11 protein-coding genes are annotated in these 13,015 nt (G+C 32.7%); 4 read left to right on the top strand and 7 right to left on the bottom strand.

Annotated features, from left to right (window positions below; all coding sequences use genetic code 11):
• Window positions 1-20 precede the first annotated feature (20 nt).
• On the top strand, window positions 21-974 hold the full coding sequence (locus tag FF52_RS21800; RefSeq protein WP_008469025.1) for a phosphoribosylaminoimidazolesuccinocarboxamide synthase: 954 nt from the start codon (window positions 21-23) through the stop codon (window positions 972-974).
• 253 nt (window positions 975-1,227) lie between these two features.
• The gene (locus FF52_RS21795) at window positions 1,228-1,608 is read left to right on the top strand and encodes an ankyrin repeat domain-containing protein (protein WP_008469024.1); all 381 of its coding nucleotides are present in this window, start codon (window positions 1,228-1,230) and stop codon (window positions 1,606-1,608) included.
• Window positions 1,609-1,677: 69 nt separating this feature from the next.
• Here FF52_RS21795 and FF52_RS21790 read toward each other — a convergent pair whose 3' ends face one another.
• Window positions 1,678-2,220, bottom strand: a complete 543-nt coding sequence (locus FF52_RS21790) for an SRPBCC family protein (RefSeq protein WP_008469023.1) — start codon at window positions 2,218-2,220, stop codon at window positions 1,678-1,680.
• Between the two features lie 383 nt (window positions 2,221-2,603).
• Here FF52_RS21790 and FF52_RS21785 point away from each other — a divergent pair, with 383 nt between their 5' ends.
• Window positions 2,604-2,984: an ankyrin repeat domain-containing protein gene (locus tag FF52_RS21785; protein ID WP_008469022.1), complete on the top strand. Its 381-nt coding sequence runs from the start codon at window positions 2,604-2,606 to the stop codon at window positions 2,982-2,984.
• Window positions 2,985-3,147: 163 nt separating this feature from the next.
• Here the strand turns inward: FF52_RS21785 and FF52_RS21780 are convergent, their stop codons facing one another.
• The 6 genes from FF52_RS21780 to FF52_RS21755 all read right to left on the bottom strand — a co-directional run bounded on the left by FF52_RS21780 (window position 3,148) and on the right by FF52_RS21755 (window position 11,868).
• Window positions 3,148-6,246: an efflux RND transporter permease subunit gene (locus FF52_RS21780; RefSeq protein ID WP_008469021.1), complete on the bottom strand. Its 3,099-nt coding sequence runs from the start codon at window positions 6,244-6,246 to the stop codon at window positions 3,148-3,150.
• Window positions 6,247-6,249: 3 nt separating this feature from the next.
• A complete protein-coding gene (locus tag FF52_RS21775) occupies window positions 6,250-7,335 on the bottom strand; it encodes an efflux RND transporter periplasmic adaptor subunit (RefSeq protein WP_008469019.1) in 1,086 nt (361 codons plus the stop codon).
• A 12-nt stretch (window positions 7,336-7,347) separates the two neighbouring features.
• Window positions 7,348-8,595, bottom strand: a complete 1,248-nt coding sequence (locus tag FF52_RS21770) for a TolC family protein (protein ID WP_008469018.1) — start codon at window positions 8,593-8,595, stop codon at window positions 7,348-7,350.
• 84 nt (window positions 8,596-8,679) lie between these two features.
• Window positions 8,680-10,041, bottom strand: a complete 1,362-nt coding sequence (locus tag FF52_RS21765) for a sensor histidine kinase (RefSeq protein WP_008469017.1) — start codon at window positions 10,039-10,041, stop codon at window positions 8,680-8,682.
• Window positions 10,038-10,718: a response regulator transcription factor gene (locus tag FF52_RS21760; protein ID WP_008469016.1), complete on the bottom strand. Its 681-nt coding sequence runs from the start codon at window positions 10,716-10,718 to the stop codon at window positions 10,038-10,040. Before FF52_RS21760 ends, FF52_RS21765 begins: the two co-directional genes overlap by 4 nt.
• Before the next feature lie 61 nt (window positions 10,719-10,779).
• Window positions 10,780-11,868: a M42 family metallopeptidase gene (locus tag FF52_RS21755; protein WP_008469015.1), complete on the bottom strand. Its 1,089-nt coding sequence runs from the start codon at window positions 11,866-11,868 to the stop codon at window positions 10,780-10,782.
• A gap of 81 nt (window positions 11,869-11,949) precedes the next feature.
• Between FF52_RS21755 and FF52_RS21750 the strand changes: the two genes are divergently transcribed.
• Window positions 11,950-12,630: a DUF4294 domain-containing protein gene (locus FF52_RS21750; RefSeq protein ID WP_035692186.1), complete on the top strand. Its 681-nt coding sequence runs from the start codon at window positions 11,950-11,952 to the stop codon at window positions 12,628-12,630.
• Window positions 12,631-13,015: the final 385 nt, after the last annotated feature.

Below are 13,015 nucleotides of genomic sequence, written 5' to 3'. Positions count from 1 at the left end.
AAACAACACAACTAAAGATAATGAGTAATACAATTACAACTACAAATTTTAATTTCCCGAACCAGAAATCAGTTTACCGCGGAAAAGTTAGAGAAGTTTATAATATTAACGACGAACTTTTAGTAATGGTAGCTACCGATAGACTTTCGGCTTTTGATGTAGTTTTGCCAAAAGGAATTCCTTACAAAGGACAAATCTTGAATCAGATTGCAACAAAGTTTATGGAATTGACAGAAGATATTGTTCCAAACTGGCTGATTGCTACTCCAGATCCAAATGTTGCTGTTGGACATTTATGCGAACCTTTTAAAGTAGAAATGGTTATCCGTGGTTATTTGTCAGGACATGCGGCTCGTGAATATGCGGCTGGAAGAAAACAAATCTGTGGTGTTACTATGGCTGAAGGTTTAAAAGAAAACGATAAATTTCCAGAGCCAATTATTACACCAACTACAAAGGCAGATAACGGTTCTCATGATGAAGATATTTCTCGCGAAGATATTTTAGCAAAAGGAATTGTTTCGGAAGAAGATTATTTAGTTTTAGAAAAATATACGAGAGCTTTATTTCAAAGGGGAACTGAAATCGCTGCCAAACGTGGATTGATTTTAGTAGACACCAAATATGAGTTCGGAAAAACAAAAGATGGTGTTATTGTTTTAATTGACGAAATTCACACACCAGATTCTTCTCGTTATTTCTACGCTGATGGATATGCTAAAAGACAAGAAAAAGGTGAGGAGCAAAAACAATTATCCAAAGAATTTGTTCGCCGCTGGTTAATTGAAAATGGTTTTCAAGGTAAAGAAGGGCAACAGATTCCAAATATGACAGATGAATATATCGAGTCAGTTTCTGAAAGATATATCGAATTATACGAGAATATTTTAGGAGAAAAATTTGTAAAAGCGGATATTGATAATATTGACCAGCGTATTGAAAAAAACGTATTAGATTACCTTTCTTCAAAATAATAATTTCTTGCTTAAATGAACATTTAAGCTTTAACGTATATAAAATGCCTTACTGTACAAGTGAGGCATTTTTTTTTATAGAAATTCAAAAATTGAAATTTATGAAAAGGCGCGATTCAATTATTTTGACCTCACTTTTTTTATTGTTAAAATAAAATTTGCATTTTTTTCATTCTCGATGCAACGTTTTATACCTAATGTGCGTCTAATAAGTAATCATCACAATCATTAATCATTAAACAAACAATCAATCATGAAAAAAACAGTAATCGTTTTAGGAACGGCTTTGGCCTTATTTGCAAATTTTGCAACAGCTTCTAACTTGAAGTTGGAAAATGAAAATCAAATTGAAATTCCTTTTGATTTATCATCGCCTTTACATTTGGCAGTATGCAACGGAGATGTTGAAACCGTAAAGAAAAGCATTGAATACGGCGCAGATGTAAATAAAATTGTGCGCAATATGACGCCTTTGATGCTCGCTGCTCGTTATAACCATGTTGAAATTGTAAAAATTTTGTTGGCAAGTGGAGCTAAACCTTCAATAGAAAACGCTCACGGACTAAGAGCATTGGATTATGCTAGATACGCAAAATCAACTGAGTCTGCAGAGATTTTAAAAGGATTGAGGTAAATTTTTTAAGAACAAAAGAAAGGAAAACATCATCTTTTTATAAAGATGATGTTTTTTTTAAGAGAAGATTTATTTTTTTTCCATTTTATCTTTTAAATTTTCAAGACCTTTTTGCAAATCATTTCCAATCATTTGATCCATTCTTAGCAATGGAAGCATGATATTTGTTGGATATGGAATTGCACCACTGATTCCCCATTTCACTTTTGTCTGGTTTTCAGAAATTGGTTCTGTAGACATAAATCCGACAGCAGTGTCATCCATTGGCTTTTTAAAACGGAGCGCAAAATCTAAACGTCTGTTTTCTGTTATTTTTGTAATTTCTTGTTCGCCAACGCCAACTTCTTTCACATCGCTTTCCCAAGAAGAAACTGAACCAATCATGCCGTCAATTCCTCTATAATGAACTTTCATTTTCGGATCCATATTTGCCCATACGCTAAACTCATTTTGATTCTTTAGAGAGCGAACATATTTAAAAATGCTATCAGCGGGTTTATTGATTGTCATTTCTCTTTCTACCGAATATTCTTTCGGCATAAAATAAGCGGTAATTAAAACAATTGAAATAAATAAAATTAAAATGACGAGAATTCTTTTAATAAAAATCATGACGCTCTGCTTTAAGGTTATTACATTATTGTTTGTTTTTATTTTTAAAGCTAAGAATTAGAAGGCTTGGGCATTGATATGTTAGCCTTTGATTTCTAATGCTATAGTAAATTTAAAAAAATAATTTATGCGTTGGAAGCAGATTGATTTAAAAAGAATTAAAAAAAAATAAGATTTGTTGTAACATTTTTCCTTTTTAGTAGTCTATTATAGTAAAATCAATAATTTGATAACGTTAAAGTTCTTTGAGAATCGTTTTATTAAGTAGGTGTTAAGAATTGGTTAAAACATAGTACTTTGTAATACATAATACGATAAAATAATTTACTTTTACATCATCAAATTAAAAATCATCATCAATCATTTAATAAACATCAATCATTATGAAAAAATCAGTTATTTATTTAGGATTAGCCTTAGTAACATTTGGAAATGTAGCAATGGCTTCAAATGAAATCTCAACTGTTAAAAATCAAGTTGAATTTGAAAATTACGTAGGAACTCCTTTAAATGTTGCTATTAGTAAAGGAGATTTAGAAACCGTTAAAAAATTTATTGAATATGGTGCAGATGTGAACCAAATATCAGACGATCTTACTCCTTTAATGATAGCTGCACTTTACAATAAACATGAAATCATTAAAATTTTATTAGCGAATGGGGCAAATCCTAAAGCTAAAAACGAAAAAGGTTATACTGCATTAAAATATGCACAAGCATCAAATGCTTCAGAAGCAATTGCGCTTTTGAAAGATTTGAAATAAGATTTTAAAAGTTTTGAGTTAGTAAAAAGATCTTTCTGAGCAAAAGGTCTTTTTTTTTGCTTTGTGCAGACTTGATTATAAACAAAAAAGCATCATTACGAGAATGATGCTTCTTCTTTTTTAAATCCCAACAAATTGATTTAAAACTAAATATTTTAATTATTTATTCTATCGGTACATGTTTTTTTCTGTTGAATATCCAGAATAAAATTGGAAATACTAATAGTGTTAAAACAGTAGCTGTCATCAGTCCACCGATAATTACAATGGCAAGCGGTTTCTGCGATTCAGATCCAATTCCTGTAGAAATTGCTGCAGGCATTAATCCTATAGATGCCATTAATGCTGTCATAACTACCGCTCTGGTTCTGGCTTTTACTCCCATAAAAATAGATTCTTCGAGAGAGAATTTGGCTTTCAAGTTATGATGAAATTCAGAAATTAAAATAACTCCGTTTTGAATACAGATTCCGAGAAGCGCTATAAATCCAACTCCTGCCGAAATTCCAAAATTCATTCCTGTAATATGAAGCGCAATAATTCCGCCGATAATAGCAAATGGGACGTTAGCCAAAACAAGAAGAGAATCTTTAAAGTTCCCAAACAAAATAAACAATAGTACAAAAATTCCAATTAAACTAATGGGCACTACTTGCGCTAAACGGGCACTCGCACGAACTTGATTTTCAAATTCTCCTGTCCATCCTGTCGTGTAACCAGCTGGTAATTTAAGTTTGTTTACTTTTTGTTGGGCTTCTGCAATTGTACTTCCTAAATCACGATCACGAACAGAAAATTTTACACCAATAAAACGTTTCGTGTTATCTCGATAAATAAATGCGGGACCTGTAATAGTTTTAATATCACAAATTTCTTTTAAAGGGATTTTTATTCCGCTGATGGTCGGAACTTTAATTTCTTCCAAATCTTTTTCATCTTTTCGGTATTCTTTAGAAAAACGAACGCGAACATCAAACTTCTTTTCATCTTCATATTTTTCTGTTGCAGTTTTTCCTCCGAAAGCTAATTCTAAAACTGCTTGTGCATCACTTAGAGTTACTCCATAGGCCGCCATTTTTTCGCGATCCAAGATTACGCTAATTTCAGGTTGTCCAACATTTCGCAAAATTCCAACATCTTTTATACCTGGAATATTTTTAATTTGAGCCAAAACTTCATTCGCAAGCTCATCTAATTTATTCAAATCGTCCCCATAAATTTTAACGGCATTCGAAGCTTTAAAACCAGCTACCGATTCTGCAACGTTATCAATTACGGGTTGAGAATAATTATATGTGATTCCCTGATGCACTTTTAGTTTATTATCCATTTCATTAATCAGATCGTCCATAGAAATTTTACGTTTCCATTCTGCTTTTGGAAGTAAATCAACTTGAAGTTGGATAAATCCAAAACCATTCGGGTCAGTTCCATCGTTGCTTCGTCCAGTTTGAGATAAAACTTGTTTAACCTCAGGAAAACTTTCCAGATCTTTTCTAATCATTGCTGCTGTTTTCACACTTTCAGGGAGAGAGGTACTCATTGGCAATTCTGCCGTAACCCATAATGCTCCTTCGTTTAATTGTGGTAAAAACTCGGTTCCTAAGAAACCTGCTGAGAAGAAAACAGCTGCTAACAATCCTAATGATGTAATTAAGGTCTGCACCTTATGTTTGAATGTCCATTGAAAACCTTTGCTGACAATTCTATCCCAAAAATTCACAAACGGATTATGTTTTTCTTTTACATTTTTATTTAATAAAATATGGGAAAGAACGGGAACCAAAGTCAAGGTAAAAATAAGCGCTCCTAATAAGGCAAAACCTAATGTAAAGGCTAGGGGAGAGAACATTTTTCCTTCTACTTTCTGGAAAGAGAAAATAGGAAGCAAAGCTGTAATAATAATCAGTTTTGAAAAGAAAATGGCTTTACCCATTTCAGTCCCTGTTTTTTTGATTAAGCTTCCTTTGGCAATTTTATTAAATTTCTCCATTCCCAATTGATGCGCTCGATGATCTAAAACCACAAACAAACCTTCAACCATTACGACGGCTCCATCGATAATAATTCCGAAGTCGACTGCTCCTAAACTTAATAAGTTGGCACTCATTCCCATCATTTTAAGGCATAAAAAGGCAAATAATAAGGAAAGTGGAATGACAATAGAAACGGTGAAAGTTGTTCTCCAGTCGGCCATGAAAAGGAATACGACAACGGTAACTAGAATAATACCTTCAAATAAATTGTGCATTACAGTTTCTGTCGTGAAATTCATTAAATTATCACGATCATAGAAGGTTTCAATTTTAATGTCTTTTGGTAACACATTGTCATTTAGGTCTTTAATCTTAGCTTTGATTAAGGCAAGAGTTTCTTGCGGATTTTCGCCTTTTCGCATCACCACAATCCCTTCAACGGCATCGTTATTATTTCCAATACCCGTTTGACCTACTCTTGGCATTGAGCTTTCGTAAACATCAGCTAAATTTTTGACTAAAATTGGATTTCCTCCAGCGTCATCAACAATAATATTACCAATATCTTCCCTAGACTTTAATAAACCAACTCCACGGACAACAAATGCTTGTCCGTTTTTCTCAATGACGTCACCGCCAACATTTAAGTTACCAGCATTTACTGCGTTATAAACTTGTAAAGGCGTGATGTTGTATTTTGCTAATTTGATTGGATCAACCCCAACTTCATAGGTTTTAGTCTGACCTCCAAAAACATTTAAATCGGCAACGCCAGGAAGAGAGCGTAATTGTTTATCGATAACCCAGTTTTGGTAGGTCAATAATTCTCTGCTGTCTCTGCTGTCGCTTTTTACAATATATCTGAAAATCTCGCCTGTAGGTCCGTAAGGTGGCTGTACATCTGGTTCAACTTCATCAGGAAGAGAAACATTTTTTAATAGATTATTTACCTGAAAACGTGCAAAAGTATCATCTACACCATCATCAAAAATGATTTTAATTACAGATAAACCAAACATAGTTATACTTCGAACGCTTGTTTTTTTCTGGACCGAGTTCATGGCAATCTCAATTGGAGAAGTAACAAAACGCTCTACTTCTTCGGCGCTTTTCCCATTCCACTGTGTAATAATAATAATTTGCGTATTGGTAACGTCAGGAAAAGCATCGATTGGCATATTTTTGAATGAAATAAATCCAGCAACAGCTAACAATCCCACCCAAAAGAAGGTAAATGCTTTATTCTTTAGCGAAAAAGCAATAATATTTTTTATGAATTTGTTCATGTCTTAATTATTTAAAGCACCATAAATAAATAGCTGATTGTTTGTGATTACTTTTTCATTTTCCTTTAAACCACTTGAAAGATAGGTGGTATCTCCAACCACTCTATAAACTTCTACTTGTCTGGTTTCAATATTATTTCGGTCTTTAAATACCACAACGAAGTTTTTACTTTTATCAAAAACAATCGCCTTACTAGGCACGGCTATCATAGACTGATTTTCATTAAAAGATAGTTTGATATTAGCATTCATATCGGGTTTAAGCATGTAATCTGGATTATTAAGCTTAATTCTAGCCTGCATAGCTTTTGTTTCTGGATCAATAACATTATAAATTTTATCTACTTTTCCATAAAACGTTTTATCTGGATAACTCAAAGTGGTCACTGCAGCACTGGTTCCTAATTTTACTTTATTAATATCAATTTCATTAATATTGGCCATTGCCCAAACTTCACTGATTTCTGCAATGTCAAATATATTTTCAGAACGGTCATTTCTCAAAAGCATATCCTGATTGATGCTTTTCTGAATAATAAAACCGCTTATTGGAGCTGTTACTTCATAAATGGAACCTGCTTTGATGTTATAAATTTTATATGTTTCCTGAATTTTACTTAATTGTGACTGCGCTTTATTTACTTCCGATTTTGCCTGAAGAACATCGCTTTCAGAATTCAATTTTCCATCAAATAATTCTTGTGCTACTTTCAAGTTATTTTTAGCGACAAGCAAATCGCTTTTAGCATCAATGGATTGTTTTTCAAAATCGGCTACATCGGTACTTTTTATAGTTGCCAATACTTGTCCTTTTTTTACATAATCACCAAGTTCAACATTTACTTTCATTACGTTTCCACCAACTAATGGATAAACATCAATCATTTTATTGTTGTCAGCAGTAATTTTACCGTAAAAACTAAGTTCGTTTTTTAATGGCTGAGTTTTAGCTTCAGCAGTTGTAGTACTTTTAAGCATAGCATCACTCAAAACAAAAGAGCTATTTGTCTCAGGATTTTCAACTTCTTTTTTGCAGCTCGTAAGAGATAAACCTGCTAGTGCGATTCCGATGAATAATATATGTTTCATTTCTGTAGTTTTTTAAAATAAATCTTTGTTGATGGTACTATTTAATTCTTCGCCTGCAATCACTACTTTTTTCTTTAATTCATTTAATTGGATTATCGCCTGATTGTAGCTTTCCATAAAATCGGTAAATTCTAAAAGACTTACGTTTCGTTTTTGAAAATTGGTTAGCATTCCGTTGTAAACCGCTTCAAAATCTGAATTTACGGTTGGTTTGATCACGCTGTAGTTTTGTCTAGACTCGTCCCATTTGGTCCATGCTGACGTGATTTCTGTTTTGAGCTGTAACTCGAAGTTTTGTTTTTCAATTTTAGATTGTTCCAAAATTGTTTTTGCATACTTAATATTTCCTTTGTTTTGATTCCAAAGTGGTAAAGGAATTCCAACAGTTAAATTGGCTTCATTATTAAAAGCACCGCTTCGCTGATCATAATTTGCTCCAAGCGTAATATCTGGAACTGAAAGTGATTTTTGTAATTTCACATTCAGCTCATTAGCATCGATTTCTTTTTGTTTTGCTAAATAATCAGGTCTATTTGCTATGGCTTGTTCCTCAAAATTTTTAAGATCAAAAGCTATAACTTTTAGATATTTATCAGAATCATCTTTGCTAACAACCGGAACTACATTTTCAGTTTCATTCAAAAGCAATTTTAAATTAGCCTGTTCTTCGATGTTGTTATTTATAACCTCTAATCTTTCGTTTTTGAAATTAAGATAGAGTGATTGTAGACGAACAACGTCTTTTAAAGGAATATTTCCTTTTTGAGCTTGAACGGAATAAGAATTAATCAAATTTTCGATATGAGCTAGTTGCTTATCGGTATTGTCAAGATTTTTAGTGTTGTAATATACAGTGAAAAAACTTTTACGCAATTGCAGTTTTAAAGTCCTAAGCAAATCGTTAAACTGAAGCTCTGCCAGTTTTTCATTAGTTTGCGCTAATTTAACCTCATTGCGTTTTTTACCGCCAAGATATATTAGTTGTTCTATTGCAAAAACTTTCTGACCATCTTTGCCAATATCAAAAAATTTGTCTCGTTCAGGATTGTAGGCATTCAACTCTGCTGAGATCGTGGGATTGTCCCAAATGCGAGCCTGAATGGTGAGTGCTTTTGAGGCATCAAGATTATATTGAGATGCCAGTAAAAATAGATTCTTTTTTAAAAATTGGCTTTCACAGTCTTGGAGAGTAAGTGATTTTTGTGCTATTGCAGCTTGATTTAAAAGTGCAAATAACAGCAATGCGAATAACTTTTTCATTGTATCATCTTTAAGTTGTACAAATATGCTATCAACAGGCTTTAAGAGAGCTTAAAATCTACCTTAAAAATAGCTTAAAATTGTTTACAAATTAAAAAATAACTGAAATAAATTCGTGTTAATATTTGATGCAGAGTAAGTTATGTTTGCTTTGTGCAAAATTAGGATGCGTTGCACAATTCTTAAGCCAAGTCCAAAACCAGAAGTTGCTTTTGAATTTCGGCCACGCATAAAAGGCTGAAAAAGATTTTTTTGTTCTTCTTCATTTAAGGTTTCTCCTGTATTGGATACAGAAATGATAAGATGATGGTGATCAGTGCTTATTTTTACTTTTGCCTGCTTATTGTCTGAATAAACGCAGGCATTTTTTAAAATATTGGTTAAGGCTATCTCTAAAAGATTTCTATTTCCTTTTACCTCTAAAGCAGTATCAAGATCGTCACTTTCTTCCATTTCGAAAAGAATAACGAAATCAGGGAAAGCTTTGTTTATTTTTTCGATAGAAGAAAACAAAATTTCATCTATTCTTTGTACTTCATGATGATTAGTATTTCGGCTGTCAATTTTTGAAAGTATTAATAGAGAGTTTATCAGTTCGCTTAAATGATTGACATCGGCTAATATGGAATTTAAAAACGATTTATTTTTAGATTGCATCTCGGGATTGACAATAGCATTTTCAATCTGAGACGTTATTCTAGAAAGCGGTGTTCTTAATTCGTGAGATGCATGAGCGGTAAATTCCTTTTGCTTTTGATACGAAAGTTCAATGCGATCCATCATGAAATTAAATTCATCAGCAATTAAATCAATTTCATTTTTAGTGCTTTTAGACTCAATTCTGGCATCGAGATTATTTTCGTTTATGTTTTTTATTTTCTGATGAAAAGCATGAAGAGGATTCATTGCTTTTTTGACCATAAAAGAAGTCAAAATCCAACAAACGCAAGTAAAAAAGATGTATGAAATAATTAAAGTGTACCTCAAGAAAAGTAGTTTCTTCTTGCCGTAATCGTCAGTAGCAGAAATTAAAGCATAAAAATCTTTATCGTTGGTGTCATAGAAAACACCGTAAACTTCATAATCTCCTTGCTGTTTAAAAAAGGTCTTATTTTTTTTAAGATATTTTAAATCATCAACAGACCAATTGATTTTGGCATCATCGATACTGCTATAAATCAGTTTGTAATTTGAATCAAAAACCAAAGTCTTTTCATCATATAATTTATTGATTGAATTCTGGTCTATTATTTTTAAAAGCTGATTATCAACTTGTTTTACATTTACTAATAGCTTAATATTAGATAAAGCTTTGATTTCTAATCGATCTCGAAATTCTTCTTTTCGATAATTGGAATACAAAATGAATATCACTGTAGATGCCAATCCAAAAAGAATGGTAAACAGCAAGCTTACTAAAAGTGATATTCGATTTTTTAATGTCATTCTTGGTCGCTTAGATAATACCCGTAACCGACTTTGGTTCTAAGAAGTTTTATTTCGTGGTCTTTATCGATTTTTTTCCTTAAAAAGTTAACATAAACCTCGATAGTATTCTGATTGGTTTCAATATGATAATCCCAAAGTTTCTCGGCTATAAATTGTTTTGAAAGCACTTTTCCTTTGGCATGCGCCAAAATTAGAATTAATTTGAATTCTTTCGGAGTAAGTTTAATTTCTTCACCCGCCCTAAAAACTTTCATATCTTCTTCAAAGATTTCTAAATCTTTAATGACGATTTTATTTTCTATTTGCTGAGGAACTTCTTTCCTTCTTAAAAGTGATTGTACGCGCGCATATAATTCTTCAAAATGAAAAGGTTTTACAAGATAATCATCGGCACCATTATCAAAAGAAGATAATTTATCTTCAATTTCGCTAAAGGCAGTAAGCATTATAATAGGTGTTTTTTTATCAGTTTCCCGAATGCCTTTGCAAACATCAATTCCATTTATTCCCGGAACGTTTATGTCTAGAACAATTAAATCATATTCGTACGGGAAGTATTTTTTCAAAAGCAACGAGCCATCATAATAAGGAACACACTCGAATTCCTTTGAAGTAAAGAATGCGGAGATTTCTTTTGATAAAGTAAAATCGTCTTCGAGCAGTAATATTTTCATGCTTGGTTTATAATTTGTAAATCCGATTTAATAACTCAAATCGGATTTACATTAAAGTATATTATTTAAAATAAGAAAAAGTCTCGTTGTTCTCAATTTTCAATAAAGCTTCATAAATAAGTTGAATTACATTTTCAACATCGTCTTTATGAACCATTTCTACAGTCGTGTGCATGTATCGTAATGGAAGAGAAATCAAAGCAGATGGCACACCGCCATTGCTATATGCAAAAGCATCGGTATCTGTACCCGTTGCGCGAGAAGTAGCATGTCTTTGAAATGGGATTTTATTTTCTTCAGCAGTTGCTACAATCAAATCACGTAATTTATTTTGAATAGCAGGAGAGTAGCCAATAACAGGGCCTTTTCCCATTTTTAGATCACCTTCTACCTTTTTATCAATCATTGGAGTAGTGGTGTCGTGACAAACATCAGTTACAATAGCAACATTTGGTTTTATACGGTGTGCAATCATTTCAGCTCCGCGAAGACCAATTTCTTCCTGAACAGAATTTACTATATATAAACCAAAAGGAAGTTTCTTTTTATTTTCATGTAATAAACGGGCAACTTCTGCAATCATAAAACCGCCCATTCTATTATCGATAGCACGACAAACAAACTTATTTTCGTTCAAAACCATAAATTCGTCAGGATATGTAATCACACATCCCACGTGAACACCTAGCGCTTCGACTTGTTCTTTGTTTTCACAGCCTAAATCAATAAATATGTTACTCAGTTTCGGAATCTCTTCTTTGTCACGCAAACGAGTATGAATAGCAGGCCATCCAAAAACACCTTTTACAATTCCGTTTTTGGTATGAATATTAACTCTTTTTGAAGGGGCAATCTGATGGTCTGAACCGCCATTTCGTATTACATATATTAAGCCGTCCTCTGTAATATAGTTAACATACCATGAAATTTCATCTGCATGCCCTTCAATTACCACCTTATAAGGAGCATCGGGATTAATTACACCAACAGCCGTTCCATAAGTATCTGTAATAAAAGAATCTACATAAGGTTTTAGATAATTCATCCAAAGTTTTTGCCCTTCACTTTCGTAACCTGTTGGAGAAGCGTTATTTAAGTAGCTTTCAAGAAAAGCTATTGAAGTATCATTTAAGATAGATTTCGTACTCATAAAAATATTTTTTCGCTAAAATATAAATTTGGTATCAGAGTTGTGTATAAATATATAATTTTACATTTAAATTATGATTCAATGAGACTAACCACCTTTTTATTTTTATTGTTCATTTGTTTTTCTTCTAAGGCACAAGTTACTCCAAAAGAGAACGAACAAATGGGGTATATATTAACCGAGAAAGATTCCGTTTTAGGGGATACCATTCAGCTTCCCGAAATAATTATTACAAAAGGACAAAAGATGAGTGCTGAAGAAATGAAACAATTTCAAATTCTTCAAAACAGAGTGTATAAGGTTTATCCTTATGCAAAGTTAGCTTCAGAAAGATTAACCGCTTTAAATAATGGAATGGCTCGTTTAAAAACTAGCCGTGAAAAAAAGAAGTATTTCAAAATTGTAGAAGACTACCTAAATAATGAATTTGAAGAAAGGCTAAAAAAGCTATCCAGAAAACAAGGACAGATTTTAGTGAAATTGATTCATCGTCAAACTGGAATTACAACTTATGAATTGATTAAAACCCTAAAAAGCGGATTTAAGGCGTTTGTTTCAAATACAACCGCGAATTTATTTGATATAAGTTTAAAAGAAGAATACAAACCTTACGACGTAAACGAAGATTATTTAATAGAAACAATTTTAGTGAGAGCTTTTGAATCTGGCCGATTGGTAAATCAAAGACCAGCTAATCCTGTAAATTATGATGATTTATCAGAGAAGTGGCAGCAAAGAGCGAAAGAACTAAACAAGAAATAATTTTATACATTATATAGTATAGTAACCCGACAGGTTTTAAAACCCGTCGGGTTTGTTTTTTGTATGCATATATGTAGAAAGCCATGCGATATATTTACGACTAAGATTTTGTCATGCTTAGCGGAGTGAAGCGTATCCAGTTTTGCAATTTGGAATTTCACCATTGCAGTTTTGCTGTTGATAAGTAGCTGTTTCCCGCTATCCGCTGCAATCTTCTGCTTTTTAAAGAAAAAAGCAGAAGGATTTCCGCTCCTATCGGGGCTATGGATACGGTTTCAGGAGCGGCATTTCGGGAAATGGAAGATTTTGGAAAGATGAAAAAACGCCTGAAAAAGGCGCCAAAGGCTGAAGATCCACTAAAAGCGGATATCGGAAAACCCGATAA

This window comes from Flavobacterium sp. F52 (assembly GCF_000278705.1).
In the GTDB taxonomy this organism is placed as follows: Bacteria; Bacteroidota; Bacteroidia; order Flavobacteriales; family Flavobacteriaceae; genus Flavobacterium; species Flavobacterium anhuiense.
Note: the sequence above shows the minus strand (reverse complement) of the source record. Positions and strands in the feature narration are given on the sequence as shown.